Origin of the sequence: Escherichia sp. E3659 (assembly GCF_005781135.1) — a bacterium.
In the GTDB taxonomy this organism is placed as follows: Bacteria; Pseudomonadota; Gammaproteobacteria; order Enterobacterales; family Enterobacteriaceae; genus Escherichia.
The window spans coordinates 1-25035 of record NZ_VATQ01000014.1; the positions used below are offsets into that span (position 1 = coordinate 1).

The 25035-nt window shown below is 53.5% G+C and carries 23 protein-coding genes and 1 pseudogene; 12 read left to right on the plus strand and 12 right to left on the minus strand.

Going from position 1 to position 25035, the window contains the following annotated elements; genetic code table 11:
• Nucleotides 1-182: 182 nt before the first annotated feature.
• A complete protein-coding gene (cynR, locus tag FEK47_RS11280) occupies nucleotides 183-1082 on the minus strand; it encodes a transcriptional regulator CynR (protein ID WP_135486616.1) in 900 nt (299 codons plus the stop codon).
• 109 nt (nucleotides 1083-1191) lie between these two features.
• Here cynR and cynT point away from each other — a divergent pair, with 109 nt between their 5' ends.
• From cynT to cynX, 3 genes are read left to right on the plus strand one after another with little or no spacing between them, the layout of a single operon-like run.
• A complete protein-coding gene (gene cynT, locus FEK47_RS11285; RefSeq protein ID WP_000658642.1) occupies nucleotides 1192-1851 on the plus strand; it encodes a carbonic anhydrase CynT in 660 nt (219 codons plus the stop codon).
• A gap of 30 nt (nucleotides 1852-1881) precedes the next feature.
• Complete coding sequence (cynS, locus tag FEK47_RS11290) at nucleotides 1882-2352, plus strand: cyanase (protein ID WP_000616247.1); 471 nt, start codon at nucleotides 1882-1884, stop codon at nucleotides 2350-2352.
• 5 nt (nucleotides 2353-2357) lie between these two features.
• Entirely contained in the window at nucleotides 2358-3539 is a 1182-nt protein-coding gene (gene cynX, locus FEK47_RS11295) for a cyanate transporter CynX (RefSeq protein ID WP_135486615.1), read from the plus strand.
• 102 nt (nucleotides 3540-3641) lie between these two features.
• Here the strand turns inward: cynX and lacA are convergent, their stop codons facing one another.
• From lacA to FEK47_RS11320, 5 genes are all read right to left on the minus strand, one after another.
• Nucleotides 3642-4253: a galactoside O-acetyltransferase gene (lacA, locus tag FEK47_RS11300; RefSeq protein ID WP_138183189.1), complete on the minus strand. Its 612-nt coding sequence runs from the start codon at nucleotides 4251-4253 to the stop codon at nucleotides 3642-3644.
• Nucleotides 4254-4318: 65 nt separating this feature from the next.
• Entirely contained in the window at nucleotides 4319-5572 is a 1254-nt protein-coding gene (gene lacY, locus FEK47_RS11305) for a lactose permease (RefSeq protein ID WP_135486614.1), read from the minus strand.
• Nucleotides 5573-5623: 51 nt separating this feature from the next.
• Nucleotides 5624-8698: a beta-galactosidase gene (lacZ, locus tag FEK47_RS11310; protein ID WP_135486613.1), complete on the minus strand. Its 3075-nt coding sequence runs from the start codon at nucleotides 8696-8698 to the stop codon at nucleotides 5624-5626.
• A gap of 122 nt (nucleotides 8699-8820) precedes the next feature.
• Nucleotides 8821-9903: a DNA-binding transcriptional repressor LacI gene (gene lacI / locus FEK47_RS11315; RefSeq protein ID WP_135486612.1), complete on the minus strand. Its 1083-nt coding sequence runs from the start codon at nucleotides 9901-9903 to the stop codon at nucleotides 8821-8823.
• A gap of 76 nt (nucleotides 9904-9979) precedes the next feature.
• Nucleotides 9980-10813 carry a DNA-binding transcriptional regulator gene (locus FEK47_RS11320; RefSeq protein WP_240727734.1) on the minus strand — a complete coding sequence of 278 codons (834 nt, stop codon included), beginning with the start codon at nucleotides 10811-10813 and terminating at the stop codon, nucleotides 9980-9982.
• 190 nt (nucleotides 10814-11003) lie between these two features.
• Between FEK47_RS11320 and FEK47_RS11325 the strand changes: the two genes are divergently transcribed.
• The 9 genes and pseudogenes from FEK47_RS11325 to FEK47_RS11360 all read left to right on the plus strand — a co-directional run bounded on the left by FEK47_RS11325 (nucleotide 11004) and on the right by FEK47_RS11360 (nucleotide 19643).
• Nucleotides 11004-12668, plus strand: coding sequence for a bifunctional 3-(3-hydroxy-phenyl)propionate/3-hydroxycinnamic acid hydroxylase (locus FEK47_RS11325; RefSeq protein ID WP_135486610.1), 1665 nt, complete (start codon nucleotides 11004-11006; stop codon nucleotides 12666-12668).
• A gap of 1 nt (nucleotide 12669) precedes the next feature.
• Nucleotides 12670-13614 (plus strand): 2,3-dihydroxyphenylpropionate/2,3-dihydroxicinnamic acid 1,2-dioxygenase, encoded by a 945-nt coding sequence (gene mhpB / locus FEK47_RS11330; protein WP_135486609.1) that lies wholly within the window; start codon nucleotides 12670-12672, stop codon nucleotides 13612-13614.
• 17 nt (nucleotides 13615-13631) lie between these two features.
• Nucleotides 13632-14498 (plus strand): 2-hydroxy-6-oxonona-2,4-dienedioate hydrolase, encoded by an 867-nt coding sequence (mhpC, locus tag FEK47_RS11335; RefSeq protein WP_001492795.1) that lies wholly within the window; start codon nucleotides 13632-13634, stop codon nucleotides 14496-14498.
• 9 nt (nucleotides 14499-14507) lie between these two features.
• The gene (gene mhpD, locus FEK47_RS11340; protein ID WP_135486608.1) at nucleotides 14508-15317 is read left to right on the plus strand and encodes a 2-keto-4-pentenoate hydratase; all 810 of its coding nucleotides are present in this window, start codon (nucleotides 14508-14510) and stop codon (nucleotides 15315-15317) included.
• Nucleotides 15314-16264, plus strand: coding sequence for an acetaldehyde dehydrogenase (gene mhpF / locus FEK47_RS11345; protein WP_000044308.1), 951 nt, complete (start codon nucleotides 15314-15316; stop codon nucleotides 16262-16264). The genes mhpD and mhpF overlap by 4 nt, the downstream gene beginning before the upstream one ends.
• Nucleotides 16261-17274 (plus strand): 4-hydroxy-2-oxovalerate aldolase, encoded by a 1014-nt coding sequence (mhpE, locus tag FEK47_RS11350; protein WP_135486607.1) that lies wholly within the window; start codon nucleotides 16261-16263, stop codon nucleotides 17272-17274. Before mhpF ends, mhpE begins: the two co-directional genes overlap by 4 nt.
• Before the next feature lie 56 nt (nucleotides 17275-17330).
• Nucleotides 17331-17403: pseudogene (locus FEK47_RS25680) on the plus strand (hypothetical protein); the annotation flags it as partial.
• A gap of 387 nt (nucleotides 17404-17790) precedes the next feature.
• Nucleotides 17791-19002 (plus strand): 3-(3-hydroxy-phenyl)propionate transporter MhpT, encoded by a 1212-nt coding sequence (mhpT, locus tag FEK47_RS11355; protein WP_135486606.1) that lies wholly within the window; start codon nucleotides 17791-17793, stop codon nucleotides 19000-19002.
• Between the two features lie 101 nt (nucleotides 19003-19103).
• Complete coding sequence (locus FEK47_RS11360) at nucleotides 19104-19643, plus strand: DUF2058 domain-containing protein (protein ID WP_001096711.1); 540 nt, start codon at nucleotides 19104-19106, stop codon at nucleotides 19641-19643.
• 326 nt (nucleotides 19644-19969) lie between these two features.
• On the opposite strand, the gene fghA is transcribed toward FEK47_RS11360, so the two are convergent.
• The 6 genes from fghA to FEK47_RS11390 all read right to left on the minus strand — a co-directional run bounded on the left by fghA (nucleotide 19970) and on the right by FEK47_RS11390 (nucleotide 25030).
• Nucleotides 19970-20803, minus strand: a complete 834-nt coding sequence (fghA, locus tag FEK47_RS11365; RefSeq protein WP_135486605.1) for an S-formylglutathione hydrolase — start codon at nucleotides 20801-20803, stop codon at nucleotides 19970-19972.
• Nucleotides 20804-20895: 92 nt separating this feature from the next.
• The gene (gene frmA, locus FEK47_RS11370) at nucleotides 20896-22005 is read right to left on the minus strand and encodes an S-(hydroxymethyl)glutathione dehydrogenase (RefSeq protein WP_000842102.1); all 1110 of its coding nucleotides are present in this window, start codon (nucleotides 22003-22005) and stop codon (nucleotides 20896-20898) included.
• A gap of 34 nt (nucleotides 22006-22039) precedes the next feature.
• On the minus strand, nucleotides 22040-22315 hold the full coding sequence (frmR, locus tag FEK47_RS11375) for a formaldehyde-responsive transcriptional repressor FrmR (protein WP_001141271.1): 276 nt from the start codon (nucleotides 22313-22315) through the stop codon (nucleotides 22040-22042).
• A gap of 184 nt (nucleotides 22316-22499) precedes the next feature.
• Nucleotides 22500-23273 (minus strand): YaiO family outer membrane beta-barrel protein, encoded by a 774-nt coding sequence (locus FEK47_RS11380; RefSeq protein ID WP_135486604.1) that lies wholly within the window; start codon nucleotides 23271-23273, stop codon nucleotides 22500-22502.
• Nucleotide 23274: 1 nt separating this feature from the next.
• Nucleotides 23275-23868 (minus strand): acetyltransferase, encoded by a 594-nt coding sequence (locus FEK47_RS11385; protein ID WP_240727732.1) that lies wholly within the window; start codon nucleotides 23866-23868, stop codon nucleotides 23275-23277.
• Entirely contained in the window at nucleotides 23834-25030 is a 1197-nt protein-coding gene (locus FEK47_RS11390; protein ID WP_135486603.1) for a glycosyltransferase family 2 protein, read from the minus strand. Before FEK47_RS11390 ends, FEK47_RS11385 begins: the two co-directional genes overlap by 35 nt.
• Nucleotides 25031-25035 lie beyond the last annotated feature (5 nt).

Sequence of the window (25035 nt, forward strand, 5' to 3'; positions counted from 1 at the left end):
ACCGCCACCCCACCCCCCCAACCCCCCCCCCCCCCTCCAGTGCCACTCGCAAAAATTCCTTCTACGCTTCGGTCGCCCAGCTTGAGCTTCAGCCTTACGCTCCCCGACGGCCTTCCTATCAACTCGTAGGCCTGATAAGCGTAGCGCATCAGGCAATTCCAGCCGCTGACCTGTGTCAGTGGCTACCGTGATTCATTCCCGCCAACATCCGCGCATTCTTCCAGTGCCATTTGCAAAAATGCCTTCGCGGCGGCTGTCTGCCAGCTATTTTTCCGCCGCAACAAAACCGCCGTTCTCTCCAGTAGTGGCGGGGCAAGAGAAATCGCTTTAAGCCCATCATGTTGTGTGGCAATCGCTGCTGGTAACAATGTGGAAAGGGAAGTGCGGCGAATCAGCTCCAGAACCGCGCTAATTGAGTTCGCCTCAATGACCACCTGTGGATGTAGCCCCGCTTTCTCGCAGTAGTGGTCAATTTGCTCTCTGGTGGCAAATTCCGCGCTGAGCAGGACCAGTTTTTCATCATGCAAGCGACTCAATGCCACCTGTTCCTGGTCAGCCAGCGGATGATGTTGCGCCACGACTAACGCTAAACTTTCTGTCAGTAAAGGAATTGCCTCCAGCTCCGGCGAATGCACAGGCGCGAAGGCAATCCCAACGTCCAGCTCGTCGCGACAAAGCATATCTTCGATTTTCTCCTGCGACATTTCCTGTAGCTGGAGCGTGATGCCGGGGTAGCGCGCATAGAAATCCGCCATTAAGGGGCCGATAAAGTAGCTCGTAAAGGTGGGGGTGACGGCGATACGCAGCGATCCTCGCGTCAGATCGGCAACATCATGAATCGCCCGTTTACCCGCTCCCAGTTCCTGTAACGCCCGGCTGGCGTACTGTCGCCAGACTTCCCCCGCATCGGTGAGACGAATCGTTCTCCCGCTACGGTCAAACAGCGGCACGCCCAAACTCTCCTCTAACTGGCGAATCTGCTGGGAAAGCGCAGGCTGGGAGACGTGCAACGCACTGGCGGCACGGGTGAAGCTGCCATGTTCAGCCACGGCAAGAAAGTAATTGATATGTCGAGAGAGCATTCGCCAACCTATAAGTAAATCCAATAGAACTCATCATAAATGAGTCTTTTACCTTATGACAATCGGCGAGTAGTCTGCCTCTCATTCCAGAGACAGACAGAGGTTAACGGTGAAAGAGATTATTGATGGATTCCTTAAATTCCAGCGCGAGGCATTTCCGAAGCGGGAAGCCTTGTTTAAACAGCTGGCGACACAGCAAAGCCCGCGCACACTTTTTATCTCCTGCTCCGACAGCCGTCTGGTCCCTGAGCTGGTGACGCAACGTGAGCCTGGCGATCTGTTCGTGATTCGCAACGCGGGCAATATCGTCCCTTCCTACGGGCCGGAACCCGGTGGCGTTTCTGCTTCGGTGGAGTATGCCGTCGCTGCGCTTCGGGTATCTGACATTGTGATTTGCGGTCATTCCAACTGTGGCGCGATGACCGCTATTGCCAGCTGTCAGTGCATGGACCATATGCCTGCCGTCTCCCACTGGCTGCGTTATGCCGATTCAGCCCGCGTCGTTAATGAGGCGCGCCCGCATCCCGATTTACCGTCAAAAGCTGCGGCGATGGTACGTGAAAACGTCATTGCTCAGTTGGCTAATTTGCAAACTCATCCATCGGTGCGCCTGGCGCTCGAAGAGGGGCGGATCGCCCTGCACGGCTGGGTCTACGACATTGAAAGCGGCAGCATCGCAGCTTTTGACGGCGCAACCCGCCAGTTTGTGCCACTGGCAGCTAATCCTCGCGTTTGTGCCATACCGCTACGCCAACCGACCGCAGCGTAACCTTATTTTTAAACCATCAGGAGATCCACCATGATTCAGTCGCAAATTAACCGCAATATTCGTCTTGATCTTGCCGATGCCATTTTGCTCAGCAAAGCTAAAAAAGATCTCTCATTTGCCGAGATTGCCGACGGCACCGGTCTGGCAGAAGCCTTTGTGACCGCGGCTTTGCTGGGTCAGCAGGCGCTTCCTGCCGACGCCGCCCGCCAGGTCGGGGCGAAGCTGGATCTCGACGAAGACGCCATTCTACTGTTGCAGATGATTCCACTGCGTGGCTGCATTGATGACCGTATTCCAACCGACCCAACGATGTATCGTTTCTATGAAATGTTGCAGGTGTACGGCACAACCCTGAAAGCGTTGGTACATGAGAAGTTTGGCGATGGCATTATCAGCGCGATTAACTTCAAACTCGACGTTAAGAAAGTGGCGGACCCGGAAGGTGGCGAACGTGCGGTCATCACCTTAGATGGTAAATATCTGCCGACCAAACCGTTCTGACAGCCATGCGCAACCATCAAAAGACGTTCACGATGCTGCTGGTTCTGGTGCTGATTGGTCTTAATATGCGACCACTGCTCACCTCCGTCGGGCCACTGCTACCGCAATTGCGCCAGGCGAGCGGAATGAGCTTTAGCGTGGCTGCTCTGTTGACCGCTCTTCCGGTGGTCACCATGGGCGGGCTGGCGCTGGTCGGAAGCTGGCTTCATCAGCATGTCAGCGAACGTCGCAGCGTCGCCATCAGTTTGTTACTGATTGCCGTCGGTGCATTGATGCGTGAGCTTTACTCCCAAAGTGCGCTGCTGCTTAGCAGCGCACTGCTTGGTGGGGTGGGGATCGGCATCATTCAGGCGGTGATGCCTTCAGTGATTAAACGGCGGTTTCAGCAGCGCACGCCACTGGTGATGGGACTGTGGTCCGCAGCACTAATGGGCGGTGGGGGACTTGGCGCCGCCGTGACGCCCTGGTTAGTTCAACATAGCGAAACCTGGTATAAAACACTCGCCTGGTGGGCGCTGCCTGCCGTTGTTGCTCTCTTCGCTTGGTGGTGGCAAAGCGCACGCGAGGTCGCTTCTTCCCACAAGACAACAACCACTCCGGTTCGCGTGGTATTCACTCCCCGCGCCTGGACGCTGGGTCTCTACTTCGGTCTGATTAACGGCGGTTACGCCAGCCTGATTGCCTGGTTACCCGCTTTCTATATTGAGATTGGTGCCAGCGCGCAGTACAGCGGTTCCTTGCTGGCATTGATGACGCTTGGGCAAGCCGCAGGAGCTTTGCTAATGCCTGCTATGGCTCGCCATCAGGATCGGCGCAAACTTTTGCTGTTGGCACTGGCGTTACAACTGGTGGGTTTCTGCGGCTTTATCTGGCTGCCGCTGCAATTGCCGGTATTGTGGGCGATGGTGTGTGGGTTAGGTCTGGGCGGCGCGTTTCCGCTCTGTTTGCTGCTGGCGCTCGATCACTCTGCGCAACCGGCTATTGCTGGCAAGCTGGTGGCGTTTATGCAGGGGATCGGTTTTATCATCGCCGGGCTTGCCCCGTGGTTTTCTGGTGTGCTGCGTAGTATCAGCGGCAATTACCTGATGGACTGGGCGTTTCATGCGCTGTGCGTCGTTGGGCTGATGATCATAACCCTGCGTTTTGCACCAGCACGTTTTCCGCAGCTGTGGGTCAAAGAGGCATGATGCGACGCTTGTTCCTGCGCTTTGTTCATGCCGGATACGGCCTACGTAGATCACTGAACTTGTAGGCCTGATAAGCGCAGCGCATCAGGCAATTTTTATAATTTAAAGTGACGATTCAACTTTGTAATCTCTGAAATAATATTGCTTATCCCGGTCGTTTATTTCGCGAATAACCCGACAAGGAACGCCAGCGGCCACGACGTTTGGTGGAATGTCTTTTGTGACGACACTACCCGCGCCAATAACAGAATTATCCCCGATGGTGACGCCTGGATTAATAACCACATGACTTCCGATCCAGACGTTATTGCCAATCGTTATCGGAAAAGAGTACATCTCGCCGTTTTTTCTCAATTCATGGTGTACAGGGTGTCCCGTAACGGAAAGAGTAACGTTGGGTGCAATCAGTACGTTATCACCGATTGTTACCGTGTAGTCATCGACAATGGTTAAATTGAAATTTGCATAAAAATTGCGGCCTATATGGATGTTGGAACCGTAAGAGAAATAGACAGGTGGTTCTACCCAGGCGTTTTCTCCTACCGTGGCAAACATTTCTTTAATCAGGCTTTCTCTTTTTTCAACTTCTGATGGATGCGAGTGATTAAACTCATACATTAATTTTTTCCCACGAAGTCTTTTTTCAGGTAAGCCTTCGCACATATCGGTAAATAGCTTGCCTGCTTTTATTCTTTCGGTCATTGGCATGTTCATTGCGATCATTCCGTCCTGATATGTTGGTCGGATAAGGCGCTCGCGCCGCATCCGACATTAATTGCTTAAGCGACTTCATTCACCTGACGACGCAGCAGAGAAAGCGGGCCGGGGCCGCTAAGTGTGAACACGGAAATCAAGGTGAAGCCCAGTGCCACCAGACCCAGCACCAGATAAGCGCCCTGGAAACCGATGCTTTCATACATATTGCCCGCCAGTACAGACATAAAAATCATCGCCAGTTGCTTAAAGAAGCAGAAACAGACCAGATAAATCGTCGCTGAAAAACGCACTTCAAACTGGCTGGTAATATATTTAAAGCAGCCCACCAGCAGGAATGGTACTTCAAACATATGCAGCGTTTTCAAAATAACTACTTCCAGCGCTGAGGTGGCGAACGATGAGCCAATAATACGTACAGACATAATAGTGCCAGCCAGCAGCAGGGCGTTTTTCCCACCGATGCGGTTAATGATCAGTGGCGCAAAGAACATAATCGAGGCGTTAAGTAATTCGCCCATTGTCGTTACGTAGCCAAATACCCGCGTACCCTGTTCACCGGTGGCAAAGAACGAAGTAAAGAAATTAGCAAACTGTTGGTCAAAAACATCGTAGGTGCAGGAAACGCCAATAACATACAGTGACAAAAACCACAGTTTTGGTTGTCTGAACAGTTCCAGTGCCAGCTTAAGGCTAAATGCCGAATGGTTGGCACCTACCGCATTGGCAACCGTGGCGGAAGAAGGCGCATCCGTTTTGGCGAAAAAGAGTAAAACGGCGAGGATGAGTGCACAGCCAGAACCCAGCCAGAAAACAAACTGATTATTGATGGTGAACATGATGCCGACAATCGAGGCACACAGCGCCCAGCCAACACAGCCAAACATCCGCGCGCGACCAAATTCGAAATTACTGCGACGGCTGACTTTCTCAATAAATGCCTCTACTGCTGGCGCACCGGCGTTAAAACAGAAACCAAGATAAATACCACCAACAATCGACCCTACTAAAATGTTGTACTGTAACAGCGGGCCGAAGATAAAAATAAAGAACGGCGCAAACATCACTAACATGCCGGTAATAATCCACAGCAGGTATTTGCGCAGCCCGAGTTTGTCAGAAAGCAGACCAAACAGCGGTTGGAATAATAGCGAGAACAGAGAAATAGCGGCAAAAATAATACCCGTATCACTTTTGCTGATATGGTTGATGTCATGTAGCCAAATCGGGAAAAACGGGAAATAGGCACCCATGATAAAAAAGTAAAAGAAAAAGAATAAGCCGAACATCCAAAAGTTTGTGTTTTTTAAATAGAACATAATGGATTTCCTTACGCTAAATACGGGCAGGCATAGCCTGCCCGGTTATTATTATTTTTGGCACCAGATCAACTGGTAATGGTAGCGACCGGCGCTCAGTTGAAATTCTGCCGACACTGACGGGCTCCAGGAGTCGTCGCCACCAATCCCCATATGGAAACCGTCGATATTCAGCCATGTGCCTTCTTCCGCGTGCAGCAGATGGCGATGACTGGTTTCCATCAGTTGTTGTTGGCTGTAGCGGCTGATGTTGAACTGGAAATCGCCGCGCCACTGGTGTGGGCCATAATTCAATTCGCGCGTCCCGCAGCGCAGACCGTTTTCGCTCGGGAAGACGTACGGGGTATACATGTCTGACAATGGCAGATCCCAGCGGTCAAAACAGGCCGCAGTAAGGCGGTCGGGATAGTTTTCTTGCGGCCCTAATCCGAGCCAGTTTACCCGCTCTGCGACCTGCGCCAGCTGGCAGGTCAGGCCAATCCGCGCCGGATGTGGTGTATCGCTCGCCACTTCAACATCAACGGTAATCGCCATTTGACCACTACCATCAATCCGGTAGGTTTTCCGGCTGATAAATACGGTTTTCCCCTGATGCTGCCACGCGTGGGCGGTCGTAATCAGCACCGCATCAGCAAGTGTATCTGCCGTGCACTGCAACAACGCCGCTTCGGCCTGGTAATGGCCCGCCGCCTTCCAGCGTTCGACCCAGGCGTTAGGGTCAATGCGGGTCGCTTCACTTACGCCAATGTCGTTATCCAGCGGCGCGCGGGTGAACTGATCGCGCAGCGGCGTCAGCAGTTGTTTTTCATCGCCAATCCACATCTGTGAAAGAAGGCCTGACTGACGGTTAAATTGCCAACGCTTATCACCCAGCTCGATGCAAAAATCCGTTTCGCTGGTGGTCAGATGCGGGATGGCGTGGGACGTGGAGGGGAGCGTCACACTGAGGTTTTCCGCCAGTCGCCACTGTTGCCAGGCGCTGATGTGCCCAGCTTCTGACCATGCGGTCGCGTTCGGTTGCACTACGTGAACCGTTAGCCAGAGTTGTCCGGCGCTCTCCGGTTGCGGTAGTTCAGGCAGTTCAATCACCTGTTTACCTTGCGGGCCAACATTCAGAGGCACTTCACCGCTTGCCAGCGGCTTGCCATCCAGCGCCACCGACCAATGCAGGAGCTCGTTATCGCTATGACGGAACAGGTATTCGCTGGTCACTTCGATGGTTTGCCCGGATAAACGGAACTGGAAAAACTGCTGCTGGTGTTTCGCTTCTGTCAGCGCTGGATGCGGCGTGCGGTCGGCAAAGACCAGACCGTTCATGCAGAACTGGCGATCGTTCGGTGTATCGCCAAAATCACCGCCGTAAGCCGACCACGGGTTGCCGTTTTCATCATATTTAATCAGCGACTGATCCACCCAGTCCCAGACGAAGCCGCCCTGTAAACGGGGGTACTGACGAAACGCCTGCCAGTATTTAGCGAAGCCGCCAAGACTGTTACCCATCGCGTGGGCGTATTCGCAAAGGATCAGCGGGCGCGTCTCTCCAGGTAGCGAGAGCCATTTTTTGATGGACCATTTCGGCACAGCCGGGAAGGGCTGGTCTTCATCCACGCGCGCGTACATCGGGCAAATAATATCGGTTGCGGAGGTGTCGGCTCCGCCGCCTTCATACTGCACCGGGCGGGAAGGATCGACAGATTTGATCCAGCGATACAGCGCGTCGTGATTAGCGCCGTGGCCTGATTCATTCCCCAGCGACCAGATGATCACACTCGGGTGATTACGATCGCGCTGCACCATTCGCGTTACGCGTTCGCTCATCGCGGGTAACCAGCGCGGATCATCGGTCAGACGATTCATTGGCACCATGCCGTGGGTTTCAATGTTGGCTTCATCCACCACATACAGGCCGTAGCGGTCGCACAGCGTGTACCACAGCGGATGGTTCGGATAATGCGAACAGCGCACGGCGTTAAAGTTGTTCTGCTTCATCAGCAGGATATCCTGCACCATCGTCTGCTCATCCATGACCTGACCATGCAGAGGATGATGCTCGTGACGGTTAACGCCGCGAATCAGCAACGGCTTGCCGTTCAGCAGCAGCAGACCATTTTCAATCCGCACCTCGCGGAAACCGACATCGCAGGCTTCCGCTTCAATCAGCGTGCCGTCGGCGGTGTGCAGTTCAACCACCGCACGATAGAGATTCGGGATTTCGGCGCTCCACAGTGCCGGGTTTTCGACGTTCAGACGTAGCGTGACGCGATCGGCATAACCACCACGCTCATCGATAATTTCACCGCCGAAAGGCGCGGTGCCGCTGGCGACATGTGTTTCACCCTGCCACAAAGAAACCGTCACCCGTAGCTCATCGCGCAGCTCGCCGCACATCTGAACTTCTGTCTCCAGTACCGCGCGGCTGAAATCATCATTAAAGCGAGTGGCAACATGGAAATCGCTGATTTGCGTAGTCGGTTTATGCAGCAACGAGACGTCACGGAAAATGCCGCTCATTCGCCACATATCCTGATCTTCCAGATAACTACCGTCACTCCAGCGCAGCACCATAACGGCGAGGCGGTTTTCTCCGGCGCGTAAAAAGGCGCTCAGGTCAAATTCAGACGGCAAACGACTGTCCTGGCCGTAACCGACCCAGCGACCGTTGCACCACAGATGAAACGCCGAGTTAACGCCATCAAAAATAATTCGCGTCTGGCCTTCCTGTAGCCAGCTTTCATCAACATTAAATGTGAGCGAGTAACAGCCTGTCGGATTCTCCGTGGGAACAAATGGCGGATTGACCACAATGGGATAGGTCACATTGGTGTAGATGGGTGCGTCGTAACCGTGCATCTGCCAGTTTGATGGCACTGATACGCAATCGGCATCAGGAAGATCGCTCTCCAGCCAGCTTTCTGGCACCGCTTCTGGTGCCGGAAACCAGGCAAATTGCCACTCACCATTCAGACTGCGCAACTGTCGGGAAGGGCGATCGGTGCGGGCTTCTTCGCTATTACGCCAGCTGGCGAAAGGGGGATGTGCCGCAAGGCGATTAAGTTGTGTAACGCCAGGGTTTTCCCAGTCACGACGTTGTAATACGACGGCCAGTGAATCCGTAATCATGGTCATAGCTGTATCCTGTGTGAAATTGTTATCCGCTCACAATTTCACACAACATACGAGCCTGACGCATAGAGTGTAAAGCCTTGGGGGCCTAATGAGTGAGCTGACTCACATTAATTGCGTTGCGCTCACTGTCCGCTTTCCAGACGGGAAATTTGCCTTGCCAGCTGCATTAATGAATCGGCCAACGCGCGGGGAGAGGCGGTTTGCGTATTGGGTGGCAGGGTGGTTTTTCTTTTCACCAGTGAGACGGGCAGTAGCTGATTTCCCTTCACCGCTTGTCCCTGAGAAAGTTGCAGCAAGCGGTCTACGCTGGTTTTCCCCAGCAGACGAAAATCCTGTTTGATGGTGGTTAACGGCGGGATATAACATGAGCTGTCTTCGGTATCGTCGTATCCCACTACCGAGATATCCGCGCCGACGCGCAGCCCGAACTCGGTAATGGCGCGCATTGCGCCCAGTGCCATCTGATCGTTGGCAACTAGCATCGCGGTGGGAATGCTCCCCTCATTCAGCATCTGCATGGTTTGTTGAAAACCGGACATGGCGCTCCAGTCGCCTTCCAGTTCTGCTATCGGCTGAATTTGATTGCGTGTGAGATATTTGTGCCAGCCCGCCAGACGCAGACGCGCCGAGACAGAACTTAATGGGCCCGCTAACAGCGCGATTTGCTGGTGACCTAATGCGACCAAATGCTCCACGCCAAGCCGCGTACCGTCTTCATGGGAAAAAATAATACTGTTGATGGGGGCCTGGTCAGAGACATCAAGGAATAACGCTGGCACGTTACCACAGGCGGCTTCCACAGCAATGGCATCTTGTTCATCCAGCGGATAGTTGATGATCAGACCGCTGACACGTTGCGCGAGCAGATTGTGCACCGCCGCTTTACAGGCATCGACGCCGCTTCGTTCTACCATCGACACAACCACGCTGGCACCCAGTTGGTCGGCGCGGGATTTAATCGCCGCGACAATTTGTGACGGTGCGTGCAGGGCCAGGCTGGAGGTGGCAACGCCAATCAGCAACGACTGTTTGCCCGCCAGTTGTTGTGCCACGCGGTTGGGAATGTAATTCAGCTCCGCCATTGCCGCTTCCACTTTTTCCCGCGTTTTCGCAGAAACGTGGCTGGCCTGATTCACCACGCGGGAAACGGTCTGATAAGAGACTCCGGCATACTCTGCGACATCGTATAGCGTTACTGGTTTCACATTCACCACCCTGAATTCACTTTCTTCCGAGTGCTATCATGCCATACCACGGAAGGTTTTTCGCCATTCGGCGGCGTTAACGTAAATGCACGCCACTTCGCCGTCCGGCCACCAGAATAGCCTGCGATTCAACCCCTTCTTCAATCTGTTTTGCTACCCGTTGCAGCGCCGGAAGATGTTTTTCTGCCGCCTGTTCGATGGTCATCGCACTGGCCATATACACCAGATTCAGACAGCCAATCACCCGTTGTTCACTGCGCAGCGGTACGGCGATAGAGGCGATCTTCTCCTCCTGATCCCAGCCGCGGTAGTTCTGTCCGTAACCCTCTTTGCGCGCGCGCGCCAGAATGGCTTCCAGCTTTAACGGTTCCCGCGCCAGTTGATAGTCATCACCGGGGCGGGCGGCTAACATTTCGATTAACGCCTGGCGTTCTTTTTCCGGACAAAAGGCCAGCCAGGTCAGGCCCGAGGCGGTTTTCAGGAGCGGTAAACGCCGCCCGACCATTGCCCGGTGAAAGGATAATCGACTGAAACGGTGAGTGGTTTCGCGTACCACCATTGCATCAACATCCAGCGTGGACACATCTGTCGGCCATACCACTTCGCGCAACAGATCGCCCAGCAGCGGGGCCGCCAGTGCAGAAATCCACTGTTCGTCACGAAACCCTTCGCTTAATTGCCGCACTTTGATGGTCAGACGAAAACTGTCATCGGAGGTACTGCGCCGGACATATCCCTCTTCCTGCAGCGTCTCCAGCAGTCGCCGCACAGTGGTGCGATGCAGGCCGCTGAGTTCCGCCAGCAGCCCGACGCTGGCACCGCCATCAAGTTTATTTAACATATTTAATAACATTAGACCGCGGGTTAAGCCGCGCACGGTTTTGTATTCCGTCTGCTCATTGTTCTGCATATTAATTGACATTTCTATAGTTAAAACAACGTTGTGCACCTGGTACACATTCGGGCATGTTTTGATTGTAGCCGAAAACACCCTTCCTATACTGAGCGCACAATAAAAAATCATTTACATGTTTTTAACAAAATAAGTTGCGCTGTACTGTGCGCGCAACGGCATTTTGTCCGAGTCGTGAGGTACTGAAATGGCAATACAACACCCTGACATCCAGCCTGCTGTTAACCATAACGTTCAGGTGGCGATCGCTGGTGCCGGTCCGGTCGGACTGATGATGGCGAACTATCTCGGCCAGATGGGCATTGACGTGCTGGTGGTGGAGAAACTCGATAAGTTGATCGACTACCCCCGTGCGATTGGTATTGATGACGAGGCGCTGCGCACCATGCAGTCGGTTGGCCTGGTCGAGAATGTTCTGCCGCACACTACGCCGTGGCACGCGATGCGTTTTCTCACCCCAAAAGGCCGCTGTTTTGCTGATATTCAGCCAATGACCGATGAATTTGGCTGGCCGCGCCGTAACGCCTTTATTCAGCCGCAGGTCGATGCGGTGATGCTGGAAGGGTTGTCGCGTTTTCCGAATGTGCGCTGCCTGTTTTCCCGCGAACTGGAGGCCTTCAGCCAGCAAGATGACGAAGTGACCTTGCACCTGAAAACGGCAGAAGGGCAGCGGGAAACGGTCAAAGCCCAGTGGTTGGTGGCCTGTGATGGTGGGGCAAGTTTTGTTCGTCGCACCCTGAATGTGCCGTTTGAAGGTAAAACCGCGCCAAATCAGTGGATTGTGGTAGATATCGCCAACGATCCATTAAGTACGCCGCATATCTATTTATGTTGCGATCCGGTGCGCCCGTATGTTTCTGCCGCGCTGCCTCATGCGGTACGTCGCTTTGAATTTATGGTGATGCCGGGAGAAACCGAAGAACAGCTGCGTGAGCCGCAAAATATGCGCAAGCTGTTAAGCAAAGTGCTGCCTAATCCGGACAATGTTGAATTGATTCGCCAGCGTGTCTACACCCATAACGCGCGACTGGCGCAACGTTTCCGTATTGATCGCGTACTGCTGGCGGGCGATGCCGCGCACATCATGCCGGTGTGGCAGGGGCAGGGCTATAACAGTGGTATGCGCGACGCCTTTAACCTCGCCTGGAAACTGGCGTTGGTTATCCAGGGGAAAGCCCGCGATGCGCTACTCGATACCTATCAACAAGAACGTCGCGATCACGCCAAAGCGATGATTGACCTGTCCGTGACGGCGGGCAACGTGCTGGCTCCGCCGAAACGCTGGCAGGGTACGTTACGTGACGGCGTTTCCTGGCTACTGAATTATCTGCCGCCAGTAAAACGCTACTTCCTCGAAATGCGCTTCAAGCCGATGCCGCAATATTACGGCGGTGCGCTGGTGCGAGAGGGCGAAGCGAAGCACTCTCCGGTCGGCAAGATGTTTATTCAGCCGAAAGTCACGCTGGAAAACGGCGACGTGACGCTGCTCGATAACGCGATCGGCGCGAACTTCGCGGTAATTGGCTGGGGATGCAATCCTCTGTGGGGGATGAGCGACGAGCAAATCCAGCAGTGGCGCGCGTTGGGCACACGCTTCATTCAGGTGGTGCCGGAAGTGCAAATACATACCGCACAGGATAACCACGACGGCGTGCTACGCGTGGGCGATACGCAAGGTCGCCTTCGTAGCTGGTTCGCACAACACAATGCTTCGCTGGTGGTGATGCGCCCGGATCGCTTTGTTGCCGCCACCGCCATTCCGCAAACTCTGGGCAATACGCTGAATAAACTGGCGTCGGTGATGACGCTGACTCGCCCTGATGCCGACGTTTCTGTCGAAAAGGTAGCCTGATATGCACGCTTATCTTCACTGTCTTTCCCACTCGCCGCTGGTGGGGTATGTCGACCCGGCGCAAGAGGTACTCGATGAGGTCAATGGCGTGATTGCCAGCGCCCGCGAGCGTATTGCGGCTTTCTCCCCTGAACTGGTGGTGCTGTTTGCACCAGATCACTACAACGGTTTTTTCTATGACGTGATGCCACCGTTCTGTTTAGGCGTTGGGGCGACGGCAATTGGTGATTTCGGCAGTGCGGCAGGAGAGCTTCCCGTGCCTGTGGAGCTGGCGGAGGCCTGTGCGCATGCCGTCATGAAGAGTGGGATCGATGTTGCCGTTTCTTACTGTATGCAGGTGGATCACGGTTTTGCCCAGCCGCTGGAGTTCCTGCTCGGTGGGCTGGATAAGGTTCCAGTTCTGCCGGTGTTCATCAATGGCGTCGCCACGCCGTTGCCCGGTTTCCAGCGTACCCGTATGTTGGGTGAAGCCATTGGACGTTTCACCAGCACTCTCAATAAACGCGTGCTGTTCCTTGGGTCCGGTGGGCTTTCCCATCAGCCGCCGGTGCCAGAACTGGCGAAAGCCGATGCCCATATGCGTGACCGTTTGTTGGGGAGCGGGAAAGATTTACCCGCCAGTGAGCGCGAATTGCGTCAGCAACGGGTGATCAGCGCCGCTGAGAAGTTTGTTGAGGATCAGAGAACTCTGCATCCGCTCAACCCGATTTGGGATAACCAGTTCATGACTTTGCTGGAGCAGGGACGCATACAGGAACTGGATGCTGTCAGTAACGAAGAGCTTTCCGCCATTGCCGGAAAGTCGACACATGAAATCAAAACCTGGGTCGCCGCTTTTGCCGCTATTTCTGCGTTTGGCAACTGGCGTTGCGAAGGGCGTTATTACCGCCCAATCCCGGAGTGGATTGCCGGATTTGGCTCGTTAAGCGCCAGAACAGAGAACTGAATATGCAGGAGAAGATGATGAGTTATCAGCCACAAACCGAAGCCGCCACCAGCCGTTTTCTGAATGTAGAAGAAGCGGGTAAAACGCTGCGCATCCATTTTAATGACTGCGGACAAGGCGACGAAACCGTTGTCCTGCTGCACGGTTCCGGCCCGGGTGCTACTGGCTGGGCGAACTTCAGCCGCAATATCGATCCGCTGGTAGAGGCGGGCTATCGGGTGATCCTGCTGGATTGTCCGGGTTGGGGTAAGAGCGATGCGATCGTTAATAGTGGTTCACGATCGGATCTTAATGCACGCATCCTGAAAAGCGTGGTGGATCAACTGGATATCGCCAAAATCCACCTGCTGGGCAACTCGATGGGCGGCCACAGTTCTGTGGCGTTCACCCTTAACTGGCCGGAGCGCGTCGGCAAACTGGTGCTGATGGGCGGCGGTACGGGCGGCATGAGTTTGTTTACGCCAATGCCAACTGAAGGTATTAAGCGACTGAATCAGCTTTATCGCCAGCCGACTATCGAAAACCTGAAGCTGATGATGGATATCTTCGTTTTTGATACCAGCGATTTGACCGACGCCCTGTTTGAAGCGCGCCTGAATAATATGCTGTCGCGTCGCGATCACCTGGAAAACTTCGTTAAGAGCCTGGAAGCCAATCCGAAACAGTTCCCGGATTTTGGCCCACGTCTGGCGGAAATCAAAGCACAAACCCTGATTGTCTGGGGGCGCAACGACCGTTTTGTGCCGATGGATGCGGGTCTGCGTCTGCTGTCCGGCATTGCCGGTTCTGAACTGCATATCTTCCGCGACTGTGGTCACTGGGCGCAGTGGGAACATGCCGACGCTTTCAATCAACTGGTGCTGAATTTCCTCGCACGCCCTTAAGGAATGGTCATGACGAAGCATACTCTTGAGCAACTGGCGGCGGATTTACGCCGCGCCGCAGAGCAGGGCGAAGCGATTGCGCCGCTGCGCGATCTGATTGGTATTGAAAACGCGAAAGCCGCCTACGCCATTCAGCGCATCAATGTGCAACATGGCGTCGCTCAGGGACGGCGAGTGGTGGGGCGCAAAGTGGGACTGACGCATCCGAAAGTGCAACAACAACTGGGCGTTGATCAACCGGATTTTGGGACGTTATTTGCCGACATGTGTTATGGCGATAATGAAACCATTCCTTTTTCCCGCGTCTTGCAACCCCGCATTGAAGCGGAGATCGCACTGGTTTTGAACCGCGATTTGCCCGCGACCGATACCACGTTTAACGAACTGTATAACGCCATTGAATGGGTACTTCCGGCGCTGGAAGTGGTGGGTAGCCGCATCCGCGACTGGTCGATTCAGTTTGTCGATACCGTGGCCGATAACGCCTCCTGCGGGGTGTATGTCATCGGCGGTCCGGCGCAACGTCTGGCGGGGTTAGATCTGAAAAACTGCGCCATGAAGATGACGCGTAATAACGAAGAGGTTTCCAGCGGGCGCGGCAGCGAATGCCTGGGACATCCGCTTAATGCCGCTGTCTGGCTGGCACGCAAAATGGCCAGCCTGGGTCAACCGCTGCGCGCCGGAGATATCATTCTTACCGGGGCATTAGGTCCGATGGTGGCGGTGAATGCGGGCGATCGTTTTGAAGCCCATATTGAAGGCATAGGTTCAGTTGCTGCGACATTTTCAAGTGCAGCCCCAAAAGGAAGTCTGTCATGAGTAAGCGTAAAGTCGCCATTATCGGTTCTGGCAACATTGGCACCGATCTGATGATTAAAATTTTGCGTCACGGTCAGCATCTGGAGATGGCGGTGATGGTCGGCATTGATCCTCAGTCCGACGGTCTGGCGCGTGCCAGACGTATGGGCGTCGCCACCACCCATGAAGGGGTTATCGGGCTGATGAACATGCCTGAATTTGCTGATATCGACATTGTATTTGATGCGACTAGCGCCGGTGCACATGTGAAAAACGATGCCGCTTTGCGCGAAGCGAAACCGGATATTCGCTTAATCGACCTGACGCCTGCTGCCATCGGCCCTTACTGCGTGCCGGTGGTTAACCTTGATGCGAATGTCGAACAACTGAACGTCAACATGGTCACCTGCGGCGGCCAGGCCACCATTCCAATGGTGGCGGCAGTTTCACGCGTGGCGCGTGTTCATTACGCCGAAATTATCGCTTCTATCGCCAGTAAATCTGCCGGACCTGGCACGCGTGCCAATATCGATGAATTTACGGAAACCACGTCGCGCGCCATTGAAGTGGTGGGCGGCGCGGCAAAAGGGAAGGCGATTATCGTGCTTAACCCAGCAGAGCCACCGTTGATGATGCGTGACACGGTGTATGTATTGAGCGACGAAGCTTCACAAGATGATATCGAAGCCTCAATCAATGAAATGGCTGAGGCGGTGCAGGCTTACGTACCGGGATATCGCCTGAAACAGCGCGTGCAGTTTGAAGTTATCCCGCAGGATAAACCGGTTAATTTGCCGGGCGTGGGGCAGTTCTCCGGACTGAAAACGGCGGTCTGGCTGGAAGTCGAAGGCGCAGCGCATTATCTGCCTGCCTATGCGGGCAACCTCGACATTATGACTTCCAGTGCGCTGGCGACAGCGGAAAAAATGGCCCAGTCACTGGCGCGCAAGGCAGGAGAAGCGGCATGAACGGTAAAAAACTATATATCTCGGACGTCACGTTGCGTGACGGTATGCACGCCATTCGTCATCAGTATTCGCTGGAAAATGTCCGCCAGATTGCCAAAGCACTGGACGATGCCCGCGTGGATTCGATTGAAGTGGCCCATGGCGACGGTTTGCAGGGTTCCAGCTTTAACTATGGTTTCGGCGCACATAGCGACCTTGAATGGATTGAAGCGGCGGCGGATGTGGTGAAGCACGCCAAAATCGCGACGTTGTTGCTGCCAGGAATCGGCACTATTCACGATCTGAAAAATGCCTGGCAGGCTGGCGCGCGGGTGGTTCGTGTGGCAACGCACTGTACCGAAGCTGATGTTTCCGCCCAGCATATTCAGTATGCCCGCGATCTCGGAATGGACACCGTTGGTTTTCTGATGATGAGCCATTTGACCACGCCGGAGAATCTCGCGAAGCAGGCAAAGCTGATGGAAGGCTACGGTGCGACCTGTATTTATGTGGTGGATTCTGGCGGTGCGATGAACATGAGCGATATCCGTGACCGTTTCCGCGCCCTGAAAGCAGTGCTGAAACCAGAAACGCAAACTGGCATGCACGCTCACCATAATCTGAGTCTTGGTGTGGCGAACTCTATCGCGGCGGTGGAAGAGGGCTGCGACCGAATCGACGCCAGCCTCGCGGGAATGGGGGCGGGCGCAGGTAACGCGCCGCTGGAAGTGTTTATTGCCGCTGCGGATAAACTGGGCTGGCAGCATGGGACCGATCTCTATGCGTTAATGGATGCCGCTGATGACCTGGTGCGTCCGTTGCAGGATCGTCCGGTACGAGTCGATCGCGAAACGCTGGCGCTGGGATACGCTGGTGTTTACTCCAGCTTCCTGCGTCACTGTGAAACGGCGGCGGCGCGTTATGGCTTAAGTGCGGTGGATATTCTCGTTGAGCTGGGCAAACGCCGGATGGTTGGCGGCCAGGAGGATATGATCGTCGACGTGGCGCTTGATCTGCGCAACAACAAATAATGATGCCTGCTGAGAACGTGCATTTTGTATGCCTATCCCAGGCATGATAAGACGCGTCAGCGTCGCATCAGGCATCTGTGCACGACTGCCGGATGCGGCGCAAACGCCTTATCCGGCCTACGGATGGCGTGAGAATTTGTAGGCCTGATTAGACGCGTTAGCGTCGCATCAGGCATCTGCGCACGACTGCCGGATGCGGCGTAAACGCCTTATCCGGCCTACGGATGGCGCGGGAATTTGTAGGCCTGATAAGACGCGCAAGCGTCGCATCAGGCATCTGCACACGACTGCCGGATGCGGCGTAAACGCCTTATCCGGCCTACGGATGGCGCGAGAATTTGTAGGCCTGATAAGACGCGTTAGCGTCGCATCAGGCATGGTGCACGACTGCCGGAAGCGGCGTAAACGCCTTATCCGGCCTACATTTCGCCCGTAGGCAGTCATTAAATGGTTCTGATTACGCGGCTGGCAATGTATCAGTCGCGATTCACCTGTACTCGCAACGAGGTTCATCTTATGTCGACTCGTACCCCTTCATCATCTTCAACCCGCCTGATGCTGACCATCGGGCTTTGTTTTTTGGTCGCTCTGATGGAAGGCCTGGATCTTCAGGCGGCTGGCATTGCGGCGGGTGGCATCGCCCAGGCTTTCGCACTCGATAAAATGCAAATGGGCTGGATATTCAGCGCCGGAATACTCGGTTTGCTACCCGGCGCGCTGGTTGGCGGAATGCTGGCGGACCGTTATGGTCGTAAGCGTATTTTGATTAGCTCAGTTGCGCTGTTTGGTTTGTTCTCGCTGGCAACGGCTATTGCCTGGGATTTCCCATCGCTGGTCTTTGCACGGCTGATGACCGGTGTCGGACTGGGGGCCGCGTTGCCGAATCTTATCGCCCTGACGTCTGAAGCCGCGGGTCCACGTTTTCGTGGGACGGCAGTGAGCCTGATGTATTGCGGTGTTCCCATTGGCGCGGCGCTGGCGGCGACGCTGGGTTTCGCGGGGGCAAACTTAGCCTGGCAAACGGTGTTTTGGGTAGGTGGTGTGGTGCCGTTGATTCTGGTGCCGCTATTAATGCGCTGGCTGCCGGAGTCGGCGGTTTTCGCTGGCGAAAAACAGGCCGCACCACCGCTGCGTGCGTTATTTGCGCCAGAAACGGCAACCGCGACGCTGCTGCTGTGGTTGTGTTATTTCTTCACTCTGCTGGTGGTCTACATGTTGATCAACTGGCTGCCTCTGCTTTTGGTGGAGCAAGGATTCCAGCCATCACAGGCGGCTGGGGTGATGTTTGCACTGCAAATGGGGGCGGCAAGTGGGACGTTAATGTTGGGTGCATTGATGGATAAGCTGCGTCCAGTAACCATGTCGCTACTGATTTATAGCGGCATGTTAGCTTCGCTGCTGGCGCTGGGTACGGTGTCGTCATTTAACGGTATGTTGCTGGCGGGATTTGTCGCGGGGTTGTTTGCGACAGGTGGGCAAAGCGTTTTGTATGCCCTGGCACCGTTGTTTTACAGCTCGCAGATCCGCGCAACAGGTGTGGGAACAGCCGTGGCGGTAGGGCGTCTGGGGGCTATGAGCGGCCCGTTGCTGGCCGGGAAAATGCTGGCATTAGGCACTGGCACGGTTGGCGTAATGGCCGCTTCTGCGCCGGGTATTCTTGTTGCCGGGTTGGCGGTGTTTATTTTGATGAGTCGGAAATCAAGAATGCAGGCGTGCGCCGATGCCTGACGCGCCTTATTAAGCAGGGGCGAAAGGGACTTGCCCTCAATACACCTACGGCGTTTACAGGTATACTCGCTAAAAATTATTCAGCGGGTTTGGAAACAAAGATGGCAAAACTTACCTTACAAGAGCAGTTGCTCAAAGCAGGATTAGTCACCAGCAAAAAAGCGGCGAAGGTCGAGAGAACGGCGAAAAAATCGCGCGTTCAGGCGCGTGAAGCTCGGGCGGCGGTAGAAGAAAATAAAAAGGCACAGCTTGAGCGTGATAAACAGCTTAGCGAGCAACAAAAACAAGCGGCGTTGGCGAAAGAATATAAAGCCCAGGTGAAGCAGCTTATTGAAATGAACCGAATCACCATTGCCAATGGCGATATTGGTTTTAACTTTACCGATGGTAATCTGATTAAGAAGATTTTTGTTGATAAGCTCACGCAAACGCAGTTGATTAATGGTCGTCTGGCGATTGCTCGCTTGTTGGTCGATAACAATAGCGAAGGTGAATACGCCATTATTCCCGCCAGCGTTGCCGATAAAATTGCTCAGCGTGATGCCAGCAGTATTGTGTTGCATAGTGCACTCAGCGCCGAAGAGCAGAATGAAGATGATCCGTATGCCGACTTCAAAGTGCCTGATGATTTGATGTGGTAAACATAGATCAGCCGTGCGCAAATGCCTGATGCGACGCTTTGCGCGTCTTATCAGGCCTACGGTTTATGGACGAAATGTAGGCCGGATAAGGCGTTTACGCCGCATCCGGCAGTCGTGCGCCATGCCTGATGCGACGCTTTGCGCGTCTTATCAGGCCTACGATTTATGGGCGAAATGTAGGCCGGATAAGGCGTTCACGCCGCATCCGGCAGGTGTGCGCCATGCCTGATGCGACGCTTTGCGCGTCTTATCAGGCCTACGGTTTATGGGCGAAATGTAGGCCGGATAAGGCGTTCATGCCGCATCCGGCAGGCGTGCGCAAATGCTCAACGCATATTCAATTTATTGGCGTGGTACGCAATATGCTCGCCAATAAAACTGGAGACAAAATAATAGCTGTGGTCGTAACCTTCGTGATAACGGATTAGCGCCTTGATATTCATCTCCTGACAGACCTTTTCAAGATTTTGAGTCCGCAACTGTTCCGCGTAAAAATCATCACTCAACCCCTGATCAACCATGATTTCCGCAACGCGTTGACCTTGTGAAATAAGGCTCACCGGATCGTAATCCAACCAGGTTTCTTTATTTTCACCAAGATACGCGGCAAAGGCTTGCTGGCCCCACGGTACTTGCGAAGGGGAAACAATGGGCGAAAACGCCGAGACGCTGACATATTCATCTGGATTACGTAACGCCAGTACCAGCGCGCCCAGCCCGCCCATAGAATGACCTGCGATAGACTTTCTGGCCGTTGCCGGAAAATGTTGTATCACTAAATCCGGCAGCTCGTTGCGGATATAGTCATACATTTTGTAATGTTCATTCCACGGCGCTTGCGTCGCGTTCAAGTAAAACCCGGCACCTTGCCCGAGATCGTAACGGTCGGCATCTGCGACATGACTGCCTCGCGGACTGGTGTCCGGCGCAACAACAATAATGTTGTGCTCAGCCGCGTAACGCTGCATCCCCGATTTGGTAATGAAATTCTGCTCGTTGCAGGTCAGGCCCGAAAGCCAGTAAAGCACCGGCAATTTTTCACTCGCGGCTTTTGGTGGGAGATAGACGCCGACATTCATTTCACAATTCAGTGATTGGGAATAATGCCGATACACATTTTGCCAGCCGCCAAAGCTGGCATGTTTTTCAATGAGTTCCATCAGTCATTATCTCACGGTTAATCCCCCGGACGGCTGCCCGGGGACGGTATTAAGAACCTCGTCTGAACTGGACGGGGCAAACCTGCGGGAAATTAGTAACGAATTACGGTTCGAATGGATTTGCCTTCATGCATCAGGTCGAAGGCGTCATTAATTTCATCCAGGCTCATGGTATGCGTAACAAACGGTTCCAGGTCGATATCACCTTTCATCGCATCTTCAACCATACCCGGTAACTGGGAACGACCTTTCACGCCACCAAACGCAGAACCTTTCCATACGCGACCGGTGACCAACTGGAATGGGCGCGTTGAAATTTCCTGACCGGAACCTGCTACCCCGATGATTACCGACTGACCCCAGCCGCGGTGTGCGCTTTCCAGCGCCGCACGCATCACGTTGACGTTACCGATGCATTCAAAGGTATGGTCGATACCCCATTTGTTGATATCCAGCAGGACATCTTTAATCGGTTTGTCGTAGTCATTCGGATTAATGCAGTCGGTGGCACCGAAACGACGCGCCAGATCGAATTTCTTCGGGTTCGTATCAATAGCAATAATCCGTCCTGCTTTCGCCTGACGTGCACCCTGAACCACAGCCAGACCAATCGCGCCAAGACCAAACACGGCAACAGAATCACCTGGCTGGACTTTAGCGGTGTTGTGTACCGCGCCAATACCGGTGGTCACGCCACAGCCCAGCAGGCAGACGTGTTCATGGTTTGCTTCTGGATTAATTTTGGCCAGAGACACTTCCGCAACCACGGTGTATTCACTGAATGTAGAACAGCCCATGTAGTGATAAAGCGGCTGCCCGTTGTAAGAAAAACGGGTGGTGCCGTCTGGCATCAGGCCTTTGCCCTGGGTTTCGCGAACCGCGACACAGAGGTTGGTTTTGCCGGAACGACAGAACTCACACTCGCCGCACTCTGCGGTATAAAGCGGGATCACATGGTCACCAGGTTTGACGCTGGTTACGCCTTCACCGACTTCAACTACAACGCCAGCCCCTTCGTGACCGAGAACCACCGGGAACACACCTTCCGGGTCATCGCCGGAGAGGGTAAATGCGTCGGTATGGCAAACGCCGGTATGGGTAACTTTGATCAGCACTTCACCTTTTTTCGGTGGTGCAACGTCAATTTCAACGATTTCCAGCGGTTTACCGGGAGCAAATGCAACGGCAGCACGTGATTTCATCTTTCGCTCTTCCTCAATATGGTAATAGATTCAGCTATTTAAGATAGGCACGAACCAGTTCAATAGTGTCGTCAACGGATTGGCTGACTTCGCGGCTGTAGCAGTCATTTCGGTCAAACGTTTCCCGGATATGGCTTTCAAGCACTTCTGCCATCAGCCCGTTAGCAGCGCCCCGAACGGCGGCTATCTGTTGGAGTATGGCACGGCATTCGGCATCACCCTCCAGCGACCGTTCCAGAGCATCAATCTGCCCCCGAATACGACGAACTCGAGTAAGGACCTTTTTCTTCTCTTCCGGAGTACTGGGCATTTCGCACCTCATCATCTGCACGCAATATACTATAGGGGGGTATGCTATATGTCAATGCATACCCCCCTATAGTATATAACACTGGAGAATAAAATTTATCCGGTGAATGTGGTCGGAAAACAAAGAGGAAAGGGGGGGGCTAATCGGCAGGGATAGCCGCCCGGATAGCAGGCGGCGGAAGGAATCAGAATTTCCAGGTTAGATTAGCAGCAAATTGCAGGCCGTTATAATCATCGGTCGGCGTGTCGTACCACACTTTACCTGCCGTCAGCCCCAAATTAAGTTGCTCTGTTAAAGGCTGAATACGCTGTAAACTGACGCTCTTCATACTGCCGTGTCGTGTCTCTGGCGACCAGTCATAAGTGTAAGCTCCGGTCCCGCGAGTTAGCCAAAGCTGGGTATAACCACCGCCGCGCGTATCGTTCAGGCGCAGGGAAATCATATTGCTGTAACTGCCGCCCGCATCGCTTGAGTCATAATGGGTATAGCGATAGCTGGTGATCACCGGGCCGGTATAAAGCGAAACGCCACCTTGCCAGGCATTAACGTCAACGTCATCGTAATATTTGGTGTAGCGATAACCGGTCGTGAACACCGTTTTTGGCAGCAGGGCCAGGTTAATATCCTGACGAAAATCCTGGCGGGCAAAGACCGGCGTATTATCCGCAAATGCAATACCCGTTCGGGTCGTCAGCCAGTTATTCCATTTATACCAGACAGCACCCTGGCCGCGTGTGGCATTGAAACTTTCAGTCTCGTAATCTCGACGTCCCTGGGAAAGATTGAAAAGCAGTGTTGCGTTTTCAACTTTGGCAACCAGTTCGGCATACGCTAAATTACGGTTACCATGATCGCCAGAATAATCGGTAAAATCGTAGCCTGCGGTAATAGATGTTAACCCGGCATAAGCGGGCAATGCGCTAAAGACTGCTGCCGCTAATAACGTCCGTTTTATCATTTTAATCTCCTGTACGGATAAGTTCTTGTCGGAGTGAGTAATTTCCGGTAGGTAAATTACGTTCTACAATAACGTGTGGACCAAGCTGTGTATTCGGAGAAATAATTCGCCCCGGTAAAATAATAACCTGCACGCCAAGTCGTGAACGCCGACCAATATAACAACCTAATTTATCGCATCCGGTAGCGATAGTACCTTCCGCGGTGCGAACCGATATTGGCTGTTCATCCAGGCGATGATTACTGGTACGCACCAGCGCGCCTAAATATGCCCCGCTTGCTACTACCGAGTCGGCAATAAAACATTGCGGGCCAATCGTTGCTTCCGCTTCAATAACCGCATTTTTTATTTCTGTGGCAAAACCAATTTTTACACCATTGCTGATTACCGTGTTGGGGCGAATAAAAGCATAATTGCCAATCAGGCAATTTGCACCAATCACTACCGGTCCTTGAATCACTGCACCGTGGCAAATACGTGTATTGGTGCCAATAATAACTTCACCAGCACTCTCATCAATAATTACCTGGTCTGCAATCTGAATATTTTTCTCTTTAACATTAAGCTTCAGATAGCTTTTCAGTTCCTGCGACAGAAGAGTTGGAATAAGCGGTTGGCGCTTCCACCAATGCGGAATAACGGGTGGGTTTGTCGCGCTGAGGTTCGCGTCCAGTAAAAAAGGCAATAAGTCCATAAATAATCCAGATGGCATAAGCTAATAATACATACACAACGGAAAAAGGCGCTAAAGGCACCAATAACCAGCAACGATGAAACCAGGCGCTAAAAGCACCAATAATACAAACTACGCCGACCCAGATAAGTGGAAACATTGCCAATATTACGCCATGTGGCCCGGTGGCGATGAATTCATTAAACCAGGTAGTGAGATAAATCCCAACGCCATAAAGCACAACCAGCAGCATGGGGAAAATACTGAATATGCCAAAGCGGCTAAATAAAAGTTTTTTATGTAGGCGCATACATACCGCGTAGCCCACAATCCACCGCCGCCAGCGTCGCCATTCATCAAGCGGACTATTGCATTCCTGCGGATAAACAATGCAGCGATTCGCCTGACGAATACGGTAGCCATTAGCCACCAACGTCCAGGTGAGGTCGAGGTCTTCGACTTTGGTACGATCAGAGAAACCAAATTTACGCAGCACATCGGTGCGAAACATTCCACAGGCTCCGCTGACAATAAACGGCGCACCACCCAATAGTTGCTGTAGCGTGCGCTTCATAACGATCATTGGCAACTTCACCGTCGCGCGGATGTGCGGCAGCAGGCCAGCGCCTTTTAACGCGGTGGAGGGAATGCCGCCTACGGCGTCAGCGCCGCGCTCAATTTCCGCCAACATATAGCCCATGCCGTTTTTATCGGGCGGGACGTAAGTATCGGCATCGCTTAAAAAAACCTGGTCGCAGGTGGCGTAGTTGAGGCCATTCATTAGCGCACCACCTTTACCGGTATTTTTTTGCGTGACGGCAACAAAGCGGTCGCCCCATTTACGTTTTACTTCTGCCATGACTGCTTCGGTATTATCAGTGGAGCCGTCGTTAACGCAAATTACCCGGCAAAAATAAGGGTTGCGTAGCAGATTTTCCAGCGACTGAGCCAGACAAGGGCCTTCGTTATAGGCAGGAATAATTGCGTCAATACAGCCTTTTTTTTGGCTGGGCTTACGCCTTAACGTACTCAGGAACCATAGTAATATTGCTACGGCCATACATATAAAGATCCAGGTTTTCATGCAAT